The sequence below is a fragment of the Pseudoalteromonas sp. KJ63-1 genome (assembly GCF_055808145.1).
In genome coordinates this window covers 2,007,328-2,025,855 of record NZ_CM147855.1, presented here as the reverse complement: position 1 = coordinate 2,025,855, position 18,528 = coordinate 2,007,328, and the positions used below count along the sequence as shown (strand labels likewise).

The 18,528-nt window shown below is 39.4% G+C and carries 21 protein-coding genes and 2 tRNA genes; 13 read left to right on the top strand and 10 right to left on the bottom strand.

From position 1 onward, the window contains the following. Window positions 1-19 precede the first annotated feature (19 nt). Both AC0L7Q_RS09585 and AC0L7Q_RS09580 read left to right on the top strand, forming a co-directional pair. A complete protein-coding gene (locus tag AC0L7Q_RS09585) occupies window positions 20-400 on the top strand; it encodes a response regulator (RefSeq protein ID WP_008113026.1) in 381 nt (126 codons plus the stop codon). Window positions 401-408: 8 nt separating this feature from the next. After that, window positions 409-705 carry a PilZ domain-containing protein gene (locus AC0L7Q_RS09580; protein ID WP_010388503.1) on the top strand — a complete coding sequence of 99 codons (297 nt, stop codon included), beginning with the start codon at window positions 409-411 and terminating at the stop codon, window positions 703-705. 15 nt (window positions 706-720) lie between these two features. On the opposite strand, the gene AC0L7Q_RS09575 is transcribed toward AC0L7Q_RS09580, so the two are convergent. Further along, the gene (locus tag AC0L7Q_RS09575) at window positions 721-1,911 is read right to left on the bottom strand and encodes a class I SAM-dependent methyltransferase (protein ID WP_413402445.1); all 1,191 of its coding nucleotides are present in this window, start codon (window positions 1,909-1,911) and stop codon (window positions 721-723) included. A gap of 139 nt (window positions 1,912-2,050) precedes the next feature. Between AC0L7Q_RS09575 and AC0L7Q_RS09570 the strand changes: the two genes are divergently transcribed. From AC0L7Q_RS09570 to AC0L7Q_RS09560, 3 genes are all read left to right on the top strand, one after another. Continuing rightward, window positions 2,051-2,722 carry an HD domain-containing protein gene (locus AC0L7Q_RS09570; protein WP_413402443.1) on the top strand — a complete coding sequence of 224 codons (672 nt, stop codon included), beginning with the start codon at window positions 2,051-2,053 and terminating at the stop codon, window positions 2,720-2,722. Next, window positions 2,712-3,107 (top strand): VOC family protein, encoded by a 396-nt coding sequence (locus tag AC0L7Q_RS09565; protein ID WP_413402441.1) that lies wholly within the window; start codon window positions 2,712-2,714, stop codon window positions 3,105-3,107. Before AC0L7Q_RS09570 ends, AC0L7Q_RS09565 begins: the two co-directional genes overlap by 11 nt. A gap of 184 nt (window positions 3,108-3,291) precedes the next feature. After that, a complete protein-coding gene (locus AC0L7Q_RS09560) occupies window positions 3,292-3,987 on the top strand; it encodes a M48 family metallopeptidase (RefSeq protein WP_409423379.1) in 696 nt (231 codons plus the stop codon). A 30-nt stretch (window positions 3,988-4,017) separates the two neighbouring features. Here the strand turns inward: AC0L7Q_RS09560 and AC0L7Q_RS09555 are convergent. Continuing rightward, a tRNA-Tyr gene (locus AC0L7Q_RS09555) sits at window positions 4,018-4,102 on the bottom strand. A 49-nt stretch (window positions 4,103-4,151) separates the two neighbouring features. After that, window positions 4,152-4,236, bottom strand: a tRNA-Tyr gene (locus AC0L7Q_RS09550). A 112-nt stretch (window positions 4,237-4,348) separates the two neighbouring features. Between AC0L7Q_RS09550 and AC0L7Q_RS09545 the strand changes: the two genes are divergently transcribed. Further along, complete coding sequence (locus AC0L7Q_RS09545) at window positions 4,349-4,876, top strand: VC2046/SO_2500 family protein (protein ID WP_413402439.1); 528 nt, start codon at window positions 4,349-4,351, stop codon at window positions 4,874-4,876. Window positions 4,877-5,077: 201 nt separating this feature from the next. Next, a complete protein-coding gene (locus tag AC0L7Q_RS09540) occupies window positions 5,078-5,380 on the top strand; it encodes a DUF6172 family protein (RefSeq protein WP_054201143.1) in 303 nt (100 codons plus the stop codon). Between the two features lie 67 nt (window positions 5,381-5,447). Here the strand turns inward: AC0L7Q_RS09540 and AC0L7Q_RS09535 are convergent, their stop codons facing one another. The 3 genes from AC0L7Q_RS09535 to AC0L7Q_RS09525 all read right to left on the bottom strand — a co-directional run bounded on the left by AC0L7Q_RS09535 (window position 5,448) and on the right by AC0L7Q_RS09525 (window position 7,182). Then, window positions 5,448-5,924: a YchJ family protein gene (locus AC0L7Q_RS09535; RefSeq protein ID WP_409423376.1), complete on the bottom strand. Its 477-nt coding sequence runs from the start codon at window positions 5,922-5,924 to the stop codon at window positions 5,448-5,450. A 39-nt stretch (window positions 5,925-5,963) separates the two neighbouring features. Then, window positions 5,964-6,398 carry a SulA-like leucine-rich domain-containing protein gene (locus AC0L7Q_RS09530; protein WP_008465889.1) on the bottom strand — a complete coding sequence of 145 codons (435 nt, stop codon included), beginning with the start codon at window positions 6,396-6,398 and terminating at the stop codon, window positions 5,964-5,966. Window positions 6,399-6,720: 322 nt separating this feature from the next. Further along, window positions 6,721-7,182 (bottom strand): tetratricopeptide repeat protein, encoded by a 462-nt coding sequence (locus AC0L7Q_RS09525; RefSeq protein ID WP_413402436.1) that lies wholly within the window; start codon window positions 7,180-7,182, stop codon window positions 6,721-6,723. A gap of 118 nt (window positions 7,183-7,300) precedes the next feature. Between AC0L7Q_RS09525 and AC0L7Q_RS09520 the strand changes: the two genes are divergently transcribed. After that, window positions 7,301-8,593, top strand: a complete 1,293-nt coding sequence (locus AC0L7Q_RS09520) for an NCS2 family permease (RefSeq protein WP_413402434.1) — start codon at window positions 7,301-7,303, stop codon at window positions 8,591-8,593. 112 nt (window positions 8,594-8,705) lie between these two features. On the opposite strand, the gene AC0L7Q_RS09515 is transcribed toward AC0L7Q_RS09520, so the two are convergent. Beyond that, window positions 8,706-9,461 (bottom strand): hypothetical protein, encoded by a 756-nt coding sequence (locus AC0L7Q_RS09515; protein WP_409423373.1) that lies wholly within the window; start codon window positions 9,459-9,461, stop codon window positions 8,706-8,708. Window positions 9,462-9,763: 302 nt separating this feature from the next. Here AC0L7Q_RS09515 and cysB point away from each other — a divergent pair, with 302 nt between their 5' ends. Continuing rightward, entirely contained in the window at window positions 9,764-10,741 is a 978-nt protein-coding gene (gene cysB, locus AC0L7Q_RS09510) for an HTH-type transcriptional regulator CysB (protein ID WP_413402432.1), read from the top strand. An 80-nt stretch (window positions 10,742-10,821) separates the two neighbouring features. On the opposite strand, the gene AC0L7Q_RS09505 is transcribed toward cysB, so the two are convergent. The 3 genes from AC0L7Q_RS09505 to pabB all read right to left on the bottom strand — a co-directional run bounded on the left by AC0L7Q_RS09505 (window position 10,822) and on the right by pabB (window position 14,226). Further along, window positions 10,822-12,198, bottom strand: a complete 1,377-nt coding sequence (locus AC0L7Q_RS09505) for an L-serine ammonia-lyase (RefSeq protein ID WP_413402430.1) — start codon at window positions 12,196-12,198, stop codon at window positions 10,822-10,824. Between the two features lie 101 nt (window positions 12,199-12,299). Further along, entirely contained in the window at window positions 12,300-12,875 is a 576-nt protein-coding gene (locus AC0L7Q_RS09500) for an NUDIX hydrolase (protein WP_413402428.1), read from the bottom strand. Further along, window positions 12,868-14,226 (bottom strand): aminodeoxychorismate synthase component I, encoded by a 1,359-nt coding sequence (gene pabB / locus AC0L7Q_RS09495; protein WP_413402426.1) that lies wholly within the window; start codon window positions 14,224-14,226, stop codon window positions 12,868-12,870. Before pabB ends, AC0L7Q_RS09500 begins: the two co-directional genes overlap by 8 nt. A 166-nt stretch (window positions 14,227-14,392) precedes the next feature. Between pabB and AC0L7Q_RS09490 the strand changes: the two genes are divergently transcribed. The 4 genes from AC0L7Q_RS09490 to AC0L7Q_RS09475 all read left to right on the top strand — a co-directional run bounded on the left by AC0L7Q_RS09490 (window position 14,393) and on the right by AC0L7Q_RS09475 (window position 18,491). After that, window positions 14,393-15,919 (top strand): fumarate hydratase, encoded by a 1,527-nt coding sequence (locus AC0L7Q_RS09490; RefSeq protein ID WP_010388533.1) that lies wholly within the window; start codon window positions 14,393-14,395, stop codon window positions 15,917-15,919. 425 nt (window positions 15,920-16,344) lie between these two features. After that, window positions 16,345-17,385 (top strand): Leu/Phe/Val dehydrogenase, encoded by a 1,041-nt coding sequence (locus AC0L7Q_RS09485; RefSeq protein ID WP_413402423.1) that lies wholly within the window; start codon window positions 16,345-16,347, stop codon window positions 17,383-17,385. Between the two features lie 150 nt (window positions 17,386-17,535). Next, window positions 17,536-18,198 (top strand): CatA-like O-acetyltransferase, encoded by a 663-nt coding sequence (locus tag AC0L7Q_RS09480; protein ID WP_409423367.1) that lies wholly within the window; start codon window positions 17,536-17,538, stop codon window positions 18,196-18,198. Between the two features lie 110 nt (window positions 18,199-18,308). After that, entirely contained in the window at window positions 18,309-18,491 is a 183-nt protein-coding gene (locus tag AC0L7Q_RS09475) for a two-component regulator propeller domain-containing protein (protein ID WP_409423366.1), read from the top strand. Window positions 18,492-18,528 lie beyond the last annotated feature (37 nt).

Below are 18,528 nucleotides of genomic sequence, written 5' to 3'. Positions count from 1 at the left end.
AGAAGGAAATGACATAGCTATGTCCTCATTACTAAAACACAAAGCGCGGCAGTTGTTAGTGGTTGATGATGAGTATTTCAATTTTGAAATACTCAAAGCAGGGTTAGCATCAACATTTGATTTGAGCTATGCTGATTCTGGTAAAAGTTGTTTAGCATCTGCGATTGCTAATCCGCCCGATATTATTTTGCTCGATGTGTGTATGCCAGGACTCGATGGTTATGATACCTGTCGCATACTTAAGCACACGCCAGAGACAAAAAACATTCCGGTGGTGATGATATCTGGACTTGAGTCGGAGCTTGAACAACAAGCTGGCTTTGACGCAGGGTGTGATGCTTACGTTGTAAAACCTTTTTCTATCGCCGTACTACGAGAAAAAATTAATAATATTGTGTAGAGGGAATTATGTTTACCGAAGATAAGCGAAACTATAGACGTATGCAGGTTAACACGCCAGCGAAGTTAACCTCAATAGAGCCTGTTGCTGGGCTTAGTTATACTGGCACCTGCCTTGATTTAAGTGCAACGGGTCTTTCATTACAACTCGATGATTTATTAGAGCTTAACTCAATTTTATCGGTTGATATTGCATCAACACATCCGAGCATTGCACCGTTAAAAGCCACCGTTAAGGTAATACGTGCCAGCACAGAAGAGGATGGCACGATAACCGCAGGGCTCGAAATTGTAGAGTTTAACTAACTACTTAATTAGTTTTTAGTAAACCTTACAAATAAGCCCTTTAAGGTAAAAGCCTTCAGGATAGCTGCCTGCAATAGGGTGGTCAGCTGCTTGATTTAAGCGCTCCATGATCAATAAATCCTTACCTGCATCAAGGGCTGCATCTGCGACTACTTTTTGAAACAAGTTTTGTTCCATTAAACCAGAGCATGAGAATGTTAGTAGCGTGCCACCTGGCTTTAAAATTTGCATCGCAATCATATTGATGTCCTTGTAACCGCGACACGCCCCAGTTAACTGCGCTTTGTTATCGGCAAATTTAGGCGGGTCCATGACGATCGTATCAAACATCACCCCGTCTTCACGGTATTGGCGTAATAATTTAAAGACATCTTGTTTTACAAAGTCGACTTTATTTAAATCAAGGTTGTTATGCTCAACATTGCGCTTTGCTGTATCAAGTGCTGGTTGTGAAACATCAACATTGGTTACATGTTTACAGCCACCGCGCAGGGCATAAAGAGAAAAAGTACCTGTATAACTAAAGCAATTTAATACGGTTTTATCTTTTGAAAAACGCTCCAGTGCAGCACGACTATCTCGTTGATCTAAATAAAAGCCAGTTTTATGGCCTTCCATTATATCAACTTCAATCTTTAAGCCATTTTCTTCAATTATGACAGGTTCAGTAGGTTCGTTCCCCCAAAGCACGCCCTTAATAGGCTCAAGCCCTTCTTTGGTTCGAACATCTACATCTGAGCGCTCATAAATAGTAGAGCCTGGGAAAATAGCCATTAAAGCGCCAACAATTTCACCTTTGTGACGTTCTGCACCTGCGCTTAGTAATTGACACACAAGAACATTATCAAACTTATCTATAGTAATACCGGGTAAGTAGTCTGATTCTGCTGCACATAATCTAAAGCCGGTAAGTCCACCTTCTTCAATTGCATGGCTGCGAGCTTCTAAAGCACGGCGAAGACGGCGCTCAAAGAAATGTTGATCAATCACTTCTTTTTCGTCAAAGCTCCAAACACGAGCACGTATTTGTGAATGAGGACTGTAAGCTGCGGTGGCCAAAAACTTACCTTCACTGTCGTGTATGGTTACCGTGTCACCTAATCCAGGTTTACCTTTAATTTTTTTGATGGCTTTAGAAAATAACCAAGGGTGTTTTCTTTTTAATGATTTATCGCGACCAGCTTGCAGGTAAACGGCAGATGACATAGGGCTTCTCTGTAGTAATAAATAAGTGCTGTATTTTAGTCAAGGCTCGCGCAACATACAATGAATGTTTTGCAAGGGGCTTATAAATCGCGGTAAAGTAGCCATTATTAACTCGTTTAAATAGATTTTTGGAAGTTCGGTGGACAATTCAGCTCTTAGCCCCTCATTACAGCAACTTAATCAGCAATGCAGAGACTTTATAACATCCTTAGTACATGCCGATGTAGCCCATGATATTACCCATATTGAACGGGTAGTACGTGTTGCAGTGCAGTTATGTATGGCAGAGCAAGCTGATATGGCCATTGTATTGCCTGCAGCTTGGTTGCATGATTGTGTTGCGGTGGCAAAAAATCACCCAGACAGAGCAAAAGCATCAACGATGGCAGCCGATAAAGCGATTAACTATTTAGCGTCTATTGGCTATGATGAAGCGCTATTTGATGATATTCACCATGCCATTGCCGCACATAGTTTTAGCGCCAATATTGCTATTAAAACGGTGGAAGCACAGATTGTACAAGATGCAGATAGAATGGATGCCTTGGGTGCTATTGGCGTAAGCCGCTGTATGAAAGTAGGCGGCTCTATTAGCCGATTATTATACAACCCAGATGATCCATTTTGTTTAAACCGAGAAGCAGACGATAAAAAGTACACCCTAGATCATTTTTTTATTAAATTACTGCATATTGCCCAGAGTATGAATACTCCTTCTGCAAAAGCCGAAGCACAAAGACGCACTGCGTACATGCACGACTTTTTAGCTCAGCTTAAATCTGAAATTGGTGAACAACGCGATGACACCTAAACTTTCGGGAATTGATCATTGTCATTTAAATGTTCAAAGCCTCAACCAAGCTGTTGATTGGTATAAAAAGGTGCTCGGTTTTAGCGTAGTAAGGGAATTAGCATTTTGGAATGCAGAGGGAAAAGGCCCTTTGACACTCGAAGATGAAAATGCCACTACACGATTAGCTTTATTTGAAGGCGATAGGCGAAGTAAAGGAATCGCTTTTGCTGCGACAGGGGAGCAATTTGTTATGTGGCTTAAGCATCTTAAGCAGCATCAAGTGAAAACCATATTGGCTGATCATGGCGTGACTTTTTCTATGTATTTTAAAGACAATAGTGGTAATAGCCATGAAATCACTTCTCATGATTATAATGTCATAAAAGCGCAACTCGAGAGCTAGCGGCTTTTTTAGTAAAACTTCAACAGTTAAAATAGCCAAGGGTAGATTTATGATCCATCGTTTAGCCTATTTAGTATCGAGCAATATTAAAACGATACCTACTAACTGGTTTTTTCTCTTACGAATTAACTTATTAAGCTAATAGAGAAAGTTTTATTTTATAATAACTTATAGGCACTTTAGATTGTTAGATTATACGTTAAGAAGAAGCCGTCGGCGAAAAACTGTGGCTATTAAAGTCGCACAAAAAGAGCTTACAGTTTATGCACCTCATTTTGTAACGAAAACACAAATTAATGAATGGCTGTTAAGTAAACAGGGCTGGATTGATGCTCAGTTACATAAGCAACAAATTCAAGCCGATACACGACAGTTTCCACTTAAAACCCATAGCATTAAATTATTTAATGAAGCTGTTAATGTGCAATTTGAAAACGCAGAACGCACTCAATGGCAGCAGCACAATGAAAGCCAAACACTGTTACTGAGTCTTTCTTCACGTGTGAAGCACCAAACGCAAATGTATCAAAGTTTGCTAGAGCAGTTTTTGCATGAGAAATTAGAAAGTTATATTGAAATGCGAGTAAATTACTATTGTAAGCTGATGAGTGAAAAGCTGCCGAGTAATATTCGTATTCAATTGTATAAGCGTCGCTGGGGCAGTTGTAACCGTAGGCGTGAGCTTACCTTTAATTTACAGCTTGCAGGCGCACCTACATGGATAATTGACTATGTAATTGTGCATGAGTTAGCGCATTTAAAGTATTTAAATCACAGTGCACAGTTTTGGCATCGTGTAGGATTATTTTATTCAGAACACAAAAAAGCAAGCGCTTGGTTAAATAAGTATGGTATGAGTTTACAATGGGTGTTTGAATAGTAAGAAAATAAACGAGGTAAAAAAGAGAAGTGGTGGAGGGAGCTGGATTCGAACCAGCGAAGGCTGAGCCGTCAGATTTACAGTCTGATCCCTTTGGCCGCTCGGGAACCCCTCCACACTAATTTTTATTGCATTTGGCCCCACTTAACTTAGCCTAAGAAAAGTGGTGGAGGGAGCTGGATTCGAACCAGCGAAGGCTGAGCCGTCAGATTTACAGTCTGATCCCTTTGGCCGCTCGGGAACCCCTCCAATGCAACGCGGCAGATAATAGCAAACTTCTTATTTAAGTAAAGAAAAAAGCTAAAGAAAATTCAAATTTAGCCGATAAATACTTATTAATTAGTTAAATAGGCTAAAGTCTATGCAGATTGGTGATTTGTTAATCACAGAGAGTCAATTAAAAACACGACTCAATAAAAGTGTGCATGAAAGCCGTCGGGGTGAATTTGCTCTTTTATTAGCAATGCTATCTCATGATGCGCTCGATTTTAGTGAGTTTCACTTACCTAAAAGTGATGCAAGTGGTTATCAAGCTGATGAAGAGACCTTGCGTAAACAATTAGGTGCGGGCCCAAAGCAGTCATTGGCGCCTGAGAGTTTTAATATGTTAATTGGCAAAAATAACACTGAGCTTTTAGCAAAAATGGGAAGCGCCGAAGGGATGAGTGAGATAAAGTTAACTCAGTGCTTAAAACCTGAGCCATTTAATATTCGTGATGATAAAAACCACATTCCACTTAACGTAATTGATAACTGTGAATTAGCGGTACGTCGACGAATTCAAAATACCAACACCGAGCTATCAAACCCTCAAATGGATGCGGTGGCATTTTATGATGATTTACAAAATGATGCCCTCCACCAGCCATTGCATTTGTTTAGTGCTTAATTGAATTTCATTAAATGCTATTTCTTAGGCGCCATTGGATTGTAATAAACCGTGTTTATATTAGTGGTTTTATAGGTGCTTTATGTTAATAACAGATTTAATATAAAAAAAGCATCCAAAATTTAAATGCAATTGCTATAATGGCGCAAATGGTATGACATTAAATGCCATTATCATTAAACCAAGGTAATTAGGAACGTAATGAAGAAAACATTCACGCTGAATCATGAGAAAATCAAATACCCTCGTATGGTTGATGCTGCAAAGCATGAAGTGAAAAAATATTTGAAAAGAGAACGTAATAAAACTTTACCTGTTGATGCCGACTACTGGGCATTCGATTGTAAGTTTGGTAACACGGCTGAAGAAGCCCAAGTTGTTCACGTTGCTGAAATTAACAATCACATCAGTGAAATAGAAAAGCAAGGTTTAACCTCTTTTTACTTAGAGATTTTAGCAAGACCTGCGCAGCGTCAAGACTTCGATGAAGGTGATGACGAATAAAACGCTAAGTTGCGTTTAGTGTAGTTTTTGAAAATGGGCCAAGTGGCCCATTTTTTGTGGCTGTTATTTATACACTATGACACTTTTTATACTTTTTATTACTGCCGCAAGGGCAAGTATCATTACGTTTTACTTTAATATCGGCAACCGGCTTAATCTCACCATCAAGGTATCGCCACTGTTCATCTTCTTTGATAAACCTTGAATGCTCTGCTAACTCGCAATATAGATCTTGATAAAAGTAATGAGCTTTAAACTTTACAAACCCAGTATCTTCATCAAAGCCAGAATCTAAAACGGTTAAGTTTACAAAGCGGCAGCTAGTTGCAAAGTCTTTAATTTCTGATAGTGAGTTTTCAGCTTGTTTTTCCTTTGCGTAACTATCACGAACAAAAGCTGCATTTTTAACAGCATAAGCACTATAGCGAGCTCGCATAAGTTGCTCTGGTGTTTGCGGCTGTTTGATTTTTAAATGAAAAGGTTCACAGCAATCAGCATATAGTTGCTGACTGCTACAAAAACATAGTAGGGCGTTAGAGGTCATAATAAATGTACTGTGTATTAAAACGCTAGTTTACCAAGCTTATTGCGTTAGTGAAATCTCAGCTTGGGCGCTTTTTTTGCTAAAGCAATATAGCTTAGTGCGTGTATGGCTCAGGTTTAATGATAACTGTGACAGCTGTTGATTATTTATTATGTCAGTCCAGGTGATCACCGCGGCAAAATTACCATTATGAAGTGCAGAGCTTAAAACATACTCTAAATTAACTAAGTGCTTTTGGCGTATAACTAGTAATTTACTGGTATCAATTGAGCATGAATCAAGTAACGCTTTACTAGGTACATGGTCTGGCGCAATTAAAAGTGTCCATGCATTTAAGCTATTGTATTGGTGTAATACTTTTAATAACTCAAACGTTGCTGAAATCTCATCTTCAATTTGCACAACGTTAACACAATCTGATTGGTCATCTTGTTGGTAGCTCTTAACTGTTCTTACGGTAATAGGCTGTAACATAATCGTCTCACTCACTGGGTTTTTATACAGTACACGTATACAGTAGTTTATACAGTTGTTTGGTGCAAGTGTTTTTTGCTATTTTTTGTACAGTTATTCAGTTGAGCACGATAATTAAATTATTTAAAAATAAATAATTCATATATAACAAAAAAATTATAAATTTAGGGGATAAATTCTTTTGGCGTTAGCTTTTTAATTTCTAACTAAATAAATCTTTAAATGCAGGGGATATACAGTAGTTAAAAAATTAAGCGTTGTTGCATTTAACTTATAAACGCTTAATTAATTTACAGATAGAATGAGTTACTAGGTAGTAAAACTATTTTTCGTGACTTATAGGGATCAAATGTGAAAATTGTAACTGATGAATTTGTTCATATAAACTGGCAGCATAACATTGGGCGTCTTTAAGTCGTTTAGTACTAATGTGCTTACGTATATCGCTCATTGCTTCTACTGCTGGATCATACCCTTGGCTACTAGCTAGGCTAAGCCACGCAGCCCCATGAAATACGCTTTGTGGTACGCCTTGTCCTTTAATAAAAAACAGCCCTAAGTAAAACTGTGCACGATAGTTTCCTGCCATTGCTGCTAAACGCATCCATTTTGCAGCTAAGGCGCCTTGTTCATTTTTAAGGTAATAAAGGGCTTTATTTAATGTGTCTTGATCTGTGTTTTTAGAGCTCGCAGGGAGATTTGCATCGCTTGGTTGCGTTACAAAAGAAAGAATGTTGTCTAATTGTTGCTCTAAATCTTGGCCACTTGGTGTCGTTTTGATCATGCTACTTCGTTTGTTATTTTAATCACTTAGCTAGTTTAGTATATAGCAAGGTAAAATGTCCTGTAAAAAGTTATTTTTATGCTAAAATCTCGCCACTTTTTACAACCACAAGTTTATTATGCTCGAAGCCTTATTCAAAATCCGTGCAAATGATTCTTCGGTTCGCCGTGAATGTATTGCCGGTATGACTACATTTATTACGATGGTTTATATCGTATTCGTTAACCCAGCTATGCTTGCAGAAGCAGGTATGGACCAAGGTGCTGCCTTTGTTGCCACCTGTATTGCCGCTGCAATAGGGTGTTTTATTATGGGTTTGTGGGCTAATTATCCACTGGCATTGGCACCGGGAATGGGATTAAATGCATTTTTTACCTATGGTGTGGTGTTAGGTATGGGCTATAGCTGGCAAGCAGCGCTGGGCGCGGTGTTTATGTCAGGGTGTATATTTTTAATATTGAGCCTGTTTAAGGTGCGAGAGTGGATAATAAATGCCATCCCGCTGGTGCTCAAACAAGCAATAGCAACGGGTATTGGTGCATTCTTGGCACTTATCGCGCTGAAAAGTGCAGGTATTATTGTATCAAGCCCAGCAATACTTGTGCAGCTAGGCGATATAACGTCACCGGGTCCGCTATTAGCTATTTTTAGCTTTTTTGTTATTGCAGCATTACTTTATCGCGACTTTAAAAGCGGCGTGCTTATTAGTATTTTGCTTGTCACCGCGATTGCAGTGTCGATGGGGTTAGTTGAATATCATGGTGTTGTTGCAATGCCACCTTCAATAATGCCGACGTTTATGCAACTTGATTTTAGTGCTGCTTTTGAACTGTCTATGTTGAGTGTTATTTTTGCGTTTCTATTTGTTGATTTATTTGATACCTCAGGCACGTTGGTAGCGGTTACTCAAAAAGCGGGCCTAGCAGATAAAAACGGCAATATGCCGCGCTTGGGTCGCGCATTAAGCGCTGACAGCACTGCAACCATTGCCGGTGCAATGCTAGGTACTTCAACAACAACGTCTTACATAGAGTCTGTAGCAGGGGTATCAGTGGGTGGTCGAACGGGCTTAACGGCTGTGGTTGTAGGTTGCTGTTTTTTATTGATGATGTTTTTTGCACCTTTGGCACAAATGGTACCCGCATACGCAACAGCAGGGGCAATCTTATATGTATCTGTTTTAATGCTACAAAACTTAAAGTTTGTAAACTGGGATGATATGACCGACGCAATTCCAGTGAGTGTCGTATTATTAATGACACCATTGACCTTCTCAATTGCACACGGTATTGCACTGGGTTTTATTTCTTATACAGCGGTTAAAGTCCTGTGCGGTAAAAAAGATCAAATAAGTATTAGTGTTTGGATTTTAACAGCACTGTTTATTATTAAGTTTGCATTTTTATCTTAATGCTTCTGTTAAATAGCTAGATTTAGTCTGGGTACGTAAATTTATATAGTGACTAAATTTCAGCTATAAAAAAGCCCATACAATTGTATGGGCTTTTTTATTGGGTAACGAATTACCATTTCTTTTTCGGTGCAAACAATACGTCTAAATCATCTTGCTCTTGTTCGTTCTTTTTCTTCAATGATGTAGCATTTGATGCCTTTAGTTCACTGCTTATTGTTTCTAGATAACCTTCAACTTCAGCTCTTTTTGCAGTAATGTAATCATCATTAAATGACACACTGTTTAGCGTCGTCGATGCTTTTTCAAAGTACTGCCTAGCAGAGCCTATCATACCGGCTGTTTGTGCTGCTAGACCACGTTTTATTTGGCTTTCAATGTTGATTCTTAGTTGTAGCTTTTCAAGGCGTTTGTCTTCTGCAATAAACGCTTGGCTTTCAACTTTACCCTTGTTGTGCTCAGAACGGATAATAGTGCGTAATTTTTTTATGCCTTGTATCAGTGATATCAGTTGTTTGTCATTACCTGGTAATACAAAACCATCAGAGCCATCTTGAATCGGGTTTTGCAGTCGCTCTTTTGCTTCTTTTAAGCGGTTTTTAAGGGCGCTACCACCGCTTGAAATAGACACCATATTACTTAGTGCATCATGAATACGACGTTGTAATATTCGCTGAGTTGCCTCTGAGAGTGGAATATTAGCGCTATTCATTAACGCCTCTTCAGTTTCTTCAATGATAGCTTTTTGTTTTGTTAGCTCTTTACGTCGTTCAGCTTCTTGTTTTTCTTTATGTTGTTGAACAGCACTAACCCACAGTGCAATGACGATAAGCGCAACAATTAGTACAATTATAATGGAAACGATCATGTTATAATTCTCAAATTCTTAACCTTATCCTCTAATCTTACATTAAATATATAAAAGGTGGGAAACTTTGCGCTGATTAACTAAAAAAAGTACCAATATAAAGCGTTTAAATCTTAATATGTTATGTTTAGTTTACTGATAATCATTGCTACCTCAACTTTACTTATTGTGTTAACCTGAAATTTCAATAAATTAATTGTTATATTGTGTAACTTTAATCAGCCTTTTATATAGTTAGTTACCTATTAATTATAGGGTGCGCTTTAATCTGTCAATGTGAATTATAACGAAACTACATAGCCATGAAATTACAACAACTTAGATATATCGTAGAAGTTCAAAATCATAAATTAAATGTTTCAGCTACCGCTGAGAGTTTATTTACCTCCCAGCCTGGTATTTCTAAGCAAGTACGTATGTTAGAAGATGAACTAGGTGTACAAATTTTTGGCCGTAGTGGTAAACATTTAACTCACGTTACAGGTGCTGGCGAAGAAATCATTAATATATCGCGAGAAATACTCTCAAAAGTTGAGGGCATTAAAGCGGTGGCTAATGAACACACGCTGCCCGATCAAGGTAAACTTAATATTGCGACTACGCACACTCAAGCACGTTATGCGTTACCAAGCGTAATTAAAGGCTTTACCCAAAAATACCCAGCAGTGTCATTGCATATGCACCAAGGTACCCCGCAGCAAATATCGGATGCAGCTGCCCGCGGTGATGCAGATTTTGCCATTGCTACCGAAGCACTGCACTTGTATTCAGACTTAGTAATGTTGCCCTGTTATCACTGGAATCGCAGTATTGTGGTTGCTAAAGATCACCCCCTTGCGGAAAAAGTCGATAACTTAACAGTGGCAGATATAGCGCAGTATCCTTTGATCACTTATGTATTTGGTTTTACTGGTCGTTCTGAGCTTGATAAAGCATTTAACGCCTATGGGCTCGAGCCACATATTGTATTTACCGCCACCGACGCCGATGTTATTAAAACGTATGTGCGCTTGGGGTTAGGTGTCGGTGTGGTCGCATCTATGGCAATTGATCAGGTAAACGACAGCGACTTAGTGTGCATTGATGCTAGCCATTTATTTGAAGCGAGTACGACTAAAATTGGTTTTAGAAAAGGCAGCTTTTTACGTACCTACATGTATGACTTTATCGAACGTTTTGCACCGCATTTAACCAAAGAGCGAGTAGAGCGAGCAAGTTTGCTGCGAAATCAAGACGATGTTGATAAATTATTTGCTGATATCGAATTACCGGTTAAATAACAGCTACACAGTAATGAAAAAGCCGCTTAGTTTTGCAACTAAGCGGCTTTTTTATGCTTTCTAATTAACACTCGATAATATCAACACTCGATAATGTTAACAGCTAATCCACCGCGAGCGGTTTCTTTGTATTTTGTTTTCATATCGTTACCGGTATCGAGCATGGTTTTAATTACTTTATCAAGCGATACTTTTTGTTCTCCACTGCCGCGAATAGCAAGGCGAGAGGCATTAATTGCTTTAATAGCGCCCATTGCATTTCGTTCAATACAGGGTACTTGCACTAAGCCGCCCACAGGGTCACAGGTCAACCCTAAGTTATGTTCCATGCCAATTTCAGCGGCATTTTCCACGTGTACCACGTTACCACCAACAATTTCAGTCAGCGCACCAGCTGCCATTGAACAGGCAACACCAACTTCACCTTGGCAACCCACTTCAGCACCCGAGATAGAGGCATTTTTTTTGTATAAAATACCAATAGCGGCCGCGGTTAATAAATACCGAGTAGCAATGTCGCGATCAACTTCTTTGATAAAAGTATGATAGTACATTAATACGGCTGGTAGAATACCAGCTGCACCATTTGTTGGTGCAGTAACCACACGACCGCCTGCTGCATTTTCTTCATTTACTGCTAATGCGAATAAATCCACCCAATCCATAGCGCGAAGTGGATCGTTACTCACCTCTACATTGAGTTTTAAATATAAACTTGGTGCACGGCGTTTTACTTTCAACCCACCGGGTAAAATACCTTCGGTGCGCATACCACGTTCAATACAGGCCTTCATTACTTGCCAAATATTAAATAGCTCGTCTTTAATGGCTTCTTCACTACGTAAGGTTTTTTCGTTTTTCATCATTAACGTTGATACGCTATAACCCGATTCTTTACACATTTCGAGTAATTCTTTAGCCGACCCAAACGGGAACGGGGCAGGGTTTTCTTCACGTATATCTAACGCAGCTTGTTTCTCTTTTTCAAACTCTTCATCTGTAACAATAAACCCGCCACCAATAGAGTAGTAAATTTTGCTATATACTTTTTCGCCATTGTTATAGGCAATAATTTCCATTGCGTTGGAATGTTTAGGGAGTGTTTTTCTGCGATGAAAAACAATAGCGCCTTGTTTAGGGAATTTAGCTTTATGAGTTTGGTTAAGGTAAATAACCTGCTCACTTTCTATTTTTGCTAAAATGTCGTCCACCAAATCGGCATCTATGGTTTCAGGATCATAACCGGCTAGGCCAAGGATCACTGCTTTTCCCGAACCATGACCAACACCTGTTTGCCCCAGTGAGCCGTAAAGCTCTACTTTTACATCGGTCACATTTGCTAATAGCTGTTGCTCATCTAGGTCATTAACAAATAAGCGTGATGCACGCATTGGGCCGACGGTATGTGACGATGAAGGGCCAATACCAATGCTAAACATGTCAAATGCACTGATCATAATGTGTGTCTCTACTTAGTTTTCTCAGCATTAAGCTGTTCTTTGAACGGTCGACTATAATAACGTGGAAATGCAGGTGTGTAACCCTTATTAGCAAAGATTTAAACTGGTATGGCGAGTTGCTTTGTAAAGTTTTTAATAATACTGGCCGTTGCTCCCCACAAAAGCCCGTGAGGAGTGATGAAGCCATTTAAAGTTAGGGTTCTTCCATTACGTTCAAAGGGGATTGGTTGCCAATTAGCTTCATTGTTCAGCGCTTTTATAGAGAGTAAAAAGCTGGCTTGTACTTCGTTGTGATCGTTCTCCCATACGGTTTCTTTTTTAATCAAGCCCACAAAAGGACGTATGGTAAATCCAGTAAGGGTAGAGTATTCCGGCAGCTGACCTAAAACCTGAACATTATGCGGGGCAATGTTTAGCTCCTCATGTAATTCACGTAGCGCTGTGGTGCGCAAGTTAACATCATCAATTTCAAACTTGCCACCTGGTAAGCAAATTTCTCCTGGGTGATGATGTAAATAGGTTGGTCGCTTACACAATAAAATATGTGCTTCGTTATCTATATCAATTAAAGGCAACATCACTGCACTGGCGCGCTTTTTTTTATTATCTTTGAGCTGATCCACGGCTAAACTGCGGTTTAATAGAAAACGAGCCGAAATGGTTTCACTATTCAAAGCAACCTTCATTTAATATAGGGAGTATTTTATTTACTTTATCGTATGTTTCTTGATATTCCAATTCGACTTTTGAATCAGCAACAATGCCACCGCCAGCCCAGCAATGTATTTGTTGTTGATGAGTAACTAAAGTTCGAATGGTAATACTGGTATCCATATTACCGCAGGCGCTGATATAGCCAATAGAGCCACAATAAATATTGCGTCTGTGCGGCTCAAGCTCTTCAATTATTTCCATGGCGCGTACTTTTGGTGCGCCAGTAATAGAGCCTCCAGGGAATGCGGCTTCAAGCTGATCGACTGCCGTTTTTCCTTCATCAAGGGTTGAGGTGACCGTACTTACCAAATGGTGTACCGCTGGAAAACTTTCAATAGCAAATAATGAGGGTACAACTACAGAGCCCGGTTTTGCGACTTTACCTAAATCATTTCGTAACAGATCCACTATCATTACATTTTCAGCACGGTCTTTAGTGGAGTTTGCCAATAATGTGGCTTGTTTAGCATCTTCTAAAGCATCGGCTTTACGTGGTAGCGTGCCTTTAATAGGTTTTGTTTCTACCTTGTTGTCATGCACAGCAATAAAACGCTCAGGTGATATTGATAAAATAGCGCCTTGCGGATGATTAACAAAACTAGAAAAAGGGGCTTTATTAGCTTGCGTTAATTTAACATAAGCGGTCCAAGGAGAACCTTGAAAACGTGCACTAAAACGTTGCGCTAAGTTAATTTGATAACAATCACCACTTTTTAAGTATTCTTCAATCGCGGCAAATTTTTCGCTATAACTCCTCTGACTCATATTTGACTGCCACTGTGATGTAAGCGAAAAGCTTTCGTGCTTAGGTGGTTGCGTTAAATATTGCTGATACAGCCAAAGGCGGTCTACATTTGGCTGCGAAACATAAAACCAAGTATCCAGTTGTTTATCGTAAATGAGTGCATCAAGGTAAAGTCCAACGGCCATCTGCGGTAAATCAATATCGTTTAAAGCACTGCTTGGCAGTTGCTCTATGGTACGGCCTAAGTCATAACCAAAATAACCAAGCCAGCCACCATTAAAGGGTAAATTGTGAGCGGCTTTTGTTGTATCAAGCTTTGCTAATTCATCGTTCATTTTTTCAAAGCAGCTTTTAGCACTCGCTTGGTTATTAAAAACAGTTTGATTATTTTTAACTTCCAGAGTGCTTTGGGGCTCAATAGCTATAATGTCAAAACGACTGTTAGTGTGATCGCTATCACCCGAATCTAGCAAAATAGCGTAGGACAAATGAGCAAAATGCGAAAATACCTCTATACAATTTTGTGATATGGCTAATTCAACACAATTTTTTTTATTGTTTAGCATTTACTACCCCTTTAAGAACTGGCTCCAAACGGGCTGGGAGGGTATCATAAGTCAAATTTTTTTGGCAGCGTTTAGTGAGCGCTGTGGTTGAAAACAGTTCGAACCACCGTCACGGGTTTGATAAAGATTACGTGCAGCGTGCGTAACAACAACTTAAGGAACCACTATGAGTACAATTCGTCAGCAAGACTTTATTGATAGCATTGAAGATGCCTTGCAATACATCTCGTTTTATCATCCTCTTGATTTTGTTCAAGCGCTAGAAAAAGCGTATAACAAAGAGCAAAGCAAAGCCGCTAAAGATGCGATTGCGCAAATCTTAATTAACTCGCGCATGTCGGCAGAAGGTAAGCGCCCGCTGTGTCAGGATACCGGGATCATCACCTGTTTTGTAAAAGTAGGTATGGATGTTAACTGGGATAAAACCGATTTAACAGTACAACAAATGGTTGATGAGGGGACGCGTCGTGCGTACTTAAATCCAGATAACCCATTGCGCGCATCGATTGTTGCCGACCCTGCGGGAACACGTAAAAATACTAAAGATAATACGCCATCAGTGGTGCACATTGACTTAGTTGCTGGCGATAAAGTTGAAGTGATGGTGGCTGCTAAGGGGGGTGGTTCAGAGAACAAAAGTAAAATGGTGATGTTAAACCCATCTGACGATGTGGCCGAATGGGTTGAAAAAACGCTACCAACAATGGGTGCGGGTTGGTGTCCACCAGGCATGCTAGGCATAGGTATTGGTGGCACGGCAGAAAAAGCAGCGGTAATGGCGAAAGAGTCATTAATGGATCCGGTTGATATTCATGAACTCATTGAGCGCGGCGCAGAAACAACAGAAGAAAAACTGCGTTTAGAAATTTTTGAACGTGCGAATAAATTAGGTATTGGTGCGCAAGGCCTTGGTGGGTTAACCACGGTTGTTGACATTAAAATTAAAACGGCGCCAACTCACGCGGCTTCAAAGCCAGTGGTTATGATCCCAAATTGTGCTGCTACGCGCCACGTACACTTTACGCTTGATGGTTCAGGCCCTGCGAATTTAAAAGCACCTAAATTAGAAGATTGGCCAGAAGTGACTTTCGAAGTCGGTGAGGGCACACGCCGTGTTAATTTAGATACCCTGACTAAAGAAGACACTAAAGAATGGAAAATGGGTGAAACCGTTTTACTCTCAGGTACTATTTTAACGGGTCGAGATGCAGCTCATAAGCGTCTGCAAGATATGATTAACTCAGGAGAAGGTTTACCTGAAGGTGTTGATTTTGATAACAAGTTTATTTACTACGTTGGTCCTGTGGATGCAGTAGGCGATGAAGCAGTAGGTCCTGCTGGCCCGACAACGGCTACTCGCATGGATAAATTTACCGACATGATGTTAGAAAAAACGGGCATCGTGGGAATGATTGGTAAAGCTGAACGAGGCCCTGCAACGGTTGAGTCTATTAAAAAGCATCAGTCAGTGTATTTAATGGCTGTGGGTGGTGCGGCTTACCTAGTATCTAAAGCAATTAAAAAAGCACGTGTTGTTGCCTTTGAAGATTTAGGTATGGAAGCTATCTACGAGTTTGAAGTAGAAGATATGCCAGTAACAGTTGCCGTTGACAGCGAGGGTGAAAATGCCCACACCCAAGGTCCTGCAATTTGGAAAGCAAAAATTGAAGAACTAGACAGCAAAATGAAGTAAGTCTAAAAAGCAATCATAAAAGCGAGCACCGTGTGCTCGTTTTTTTTATTTTTAAAATTAGCAGACACTTAAACACCTCAGACCAGTTTGTCCTGCGCAGACAGTTATTATATAACCTATTGTATTTTATGATGTAGTGTTCTTTTTCGAGATGTATGATTATGTTTACATATAACTTCGAGGTGACGTTCACGTAAGCGTAAGCTCTAACTGTGATGCTATTTTTAGCTTTTATACTTAATAAAATGATAATTGTTGAATTTTTTATGCTTATTTATCGCAATAAATCGTTTTATTTTTCTGTTGAGTGCGGCTTATTTGGTTTATCTACTCATAGTGTGGCGAACCATTAACTGAAGTGATAAAGTCTCGTCAATTTGTAGCGTGCTTGCCCTAAAGGGCTCATTATTTTCGGAGTATTTAAAGTGGTTGTATTTAATCAAGTTGAATTTGATAACCATGAACAAGTGGTTTTTTGTTCAGACAAAGCGTCTGGTTTAAAGGCCATTATTGCGGTACATAACACAAACTTAGGCCCAGCTGTAGGCGGTTGTAGAATGTGGGATTATGCCAACGATGAGGATGCAGTTTACGATGTATTGCGCTTATCAAAAGGGATGACCTATAAAAATGCTGTGGCACGCTTGCCATTTGGTGGTGGTAAGTCAGTTATTATTGGTAATGCAAAAGAGATCAAGTCTGAACAGTTATTCCGTGCATTTGGTCGTCAATTAGAGCGTTTAAATGGCAGTTACTACTCAGCAGAAGACGTAAACATCACGTGTGATGATGTTGCTTTGATGAACAAAGAAACAAATTACGTGCTAGGCCTTGAAGGCAAAAGTGGTAATCCATCGCCATTTACAGCTTACGGCACGTTTTTAGGTATGAAAGCAGCGCTTCATCATCAACGCGGCATTCAAGATTTTTCAGGCATTAAAGTGGCTGTGCAAGGTTTAGGTGCAGTGGCTTATGGTTTATGTAAACACTTGGCTGAAGCTGGTGCAGAGTTATTCGTTACCGATATTAACCAAGCTGCAGTTGAGCGTGTAGTAAACGATTTTGGTGCAACAGCGGTTGGTATTGATGAAATATACGACTTAGATGTTGATGTATATGCGCCTTGTGCGTTAGGTGCAACTATCAATGACACAACAATCCCTCGCTTAAAAGCGACTATTGTTGCAGGTTGTGCAAATAATCAGCTTGCAGAGTCACGCCATGGTGAAATTTTACGTGAAAAAGGTATTTTATACGCACCAGATTATGTAATAAATGCAGGCGGTATTATTAACGTGTATTACGAAACAGCACCTGAAGGTTACAGTAAAGAGGCGTCTAATAAACACGTAGAGAAGATTTTCGATACATTAACTGAAATCTTTACCCGTAGTGAAAAAGAACAAAAATCAACGCATCTAATTGCTGATGAGCTTGCTCAAGAAATTATTGAAAACGGACTTTAAGTTTTTATTTAGTTCAACTAAGGAGCGAATATCGCTCCTTTTTTTATGCCTATATAAGACTTTGGTATAACTACACCCAAAGCACCATTTTAATTAATGCGAATATAGGCAAAGCGGGGTAAAATTTTACTTTTGCTCTGTGTATACTTTATGTCTTCTGCCGATTTATCTCTTCGGGCTATTGATTTTGATCAGTGGCCGCGCAAACAACATTTTGAATTGTTTCAAAACTTCACACAGCCTTATTTTAATGTGTGTGTAAAACTCAATGCTAAAAAGCTATATTCCGTGTGTAAACAAACTAATCGTGCTTTTTTTCATGGTTATGTTTATTGCTTATTAAAAGCATGTCATGAGTATGAGCCGATGATGCTGCGTATTGTTAATCAAAAACCTTATTATTTAAACACCACGCGCGCGAGTGTTGTCGAGCTTGCCGATGATGACTCGTTTCGCTTCAGTTATTTTAAACAGCAAAATTCGTTAAATGAGTTTGCTCATAAAGCAAAAGCGATAAGTCATGAAGCAAAATTAAACCCGCTGTTTTCTGATGCCTTTACCGCAACTGAAGGGCAAGCTGATTTAATTCACGTTTCTGTTTTACCTTGGTTAAACTTTAGCAGCTTTTCGCATGCGTTCACCCAGGGGAAAAGCTGCGGTATTCCTAAATTTGTGTTTGGCCAATACGAACCAGATACAGGCGAAATGCCACTCTCTATTGATGTTCATCATGCGTTACTAGATGGACTACATGTAGCTAAGTTTGTTCAACAATTACAACATATATTTGATAGTTTAAGTGATAATACTTAATGAAAAAGTTGTAAATATCATGTTATTATTTATTAGTGATGTTTTTTAATTAAACTTTCACCTCGAATTTACTCAAATATAAAAACTAATAATTATAAAGGCTGTATCTGATGAATCGCTTGGTGATTTTATGTTTCTTGTTGGTGATTTTTACTGTTGATGCTCAGCAACAGACTCGCCTGCCGTTGCGTGATTATTTTTTTGAAACGTGGAACACTCGTTCGGGTCTTCCTCACAATAGCATTAATAGCCTTGCACAAACGCAAGATGGCTATTTATGGGTGGCTACTTGAGAAGGGCTTGCCCGCTTTAACGGCCAAGAATTTAAAC

Bases quoted from the DNA above. Each gene is read 5' to 3' on its own strand.
- AC0L7Q_RS09530 (WP_008465889.1), bottom strand. From the start codon at position 6,398: ATGTTACAGCCTATTACCGTAAGAACAGTTAAGAGCTACCAACAAGAT.
- AC0L7Q_RS09520 (WP_413402434.1), top strand. From the start codon at position 7,301: ATGCTCGAAGCCTTATTCAAAATCCGTGCAAATGATTCTTCGGTTCGC.
- AC0L7Q_RS09515 (WP_409423373.1), bottom strand. From the start codon at position 9,461: ATGATCGTTTCCATTATAATTGTACTAATTGTTGCGCTTATCGTCATT.
- AC0L7Q_RS09475 (WP_409423366.1), top strand. From the start codon at position 18,309: ATGAATCGCTTGGTGATTTTATGTTTCTTGTTGGTGATTTTTACTGTT.
- AC0L7Q_RS09585 (WP_008113026.1), top strand. From the start codon at position 20: ATGTCCTCATTACTAAAACACAAAGCGCGGCAGTTGTTAGTGGTTGAT.
- cysB (WP_413402432.1), top strand. From the start codon at position 9,764: ATGAAATTACAACAACTTAGATATATCGTAGAAGTTCAAAATCATAAA.
- AC0L7Q_RS09480 (WP_409423367.1), top strand. From the start codon at position 17,536: ATGTCTTCTGCCGATTTATCTCTTCGGGCTATTGATTTTGATCAGTGG.
- AC0L7Q_RS09575 (WP_413402445.1), bottom strand. From the start codon at position 1,911: ATGTCATCTGCCGTTTACCTGCAAGCTGGTCGCGATAAATCATTAAAA.
- AC0L7Q_RS09580 (WP_010388503.1), top strand. From the start codon at position 409: ATGTTTACCGAAGATAAGCGAAACTATAGACGTATGCAGGTTAACACG.
- AC0L7Q_RS09535 (WP_409423376.1), bottom strand. From the start codon at position 5,924: ATGACCTCTAACGCCCTACTATGTTTTTGTAGCAGTCAGCAACTATAT.
- AC0L7Q_RS09540 (WP_054201143.1), top strand. From the start codon at position 5,078: ATGAAGAAAACATTCACGCTGAATCATGAGAAAATCAAATACCCTCGT.
- AC0L7Q_RS09490 (WP_010388533.1), top strand. From the start codon at position 14,393: ATGAGTACAATTCGTCAGCAAGACTTTATTGATAGCATTGAAGATGCC.
- AC0L7Q_RS09525 (WP_413402436.1), bottom strand. From the start codon at position 7,182: ATGATCAAAACGACACCAAGTGGCCAAGATTTAGAGCAACAATTAGAC.
- AC0L7Q_RS09545 (WP_413402439.1), top strand. From the start codon at position 4,349: ATGCAGATTGGTGATTTGTTAATCACAGAGAGTCAATTAAAAACACGA.
- pabB (WP_413402426.1), bottom strand. From the start codon at position 14,226: ATGCTAAACAATAAAAAAAATTGTGTTGAATTAGCCATATCACAAAAT.
- AC0L7Q_RS09505 (WP_413402430.1), bottom strand. From the start codon at position 12,198: ATGATCAGTGCATTTGACATGTTTAGCATTGGTATTGGCCCTTCATCG.
- AC0L7Q_RS09565 (WP_413402441.1), top strand. From the start codon at position 2,712: ATGACACCTAAACTTTCGGGAATTGATCATTGTCATTTAAATGTTCAA.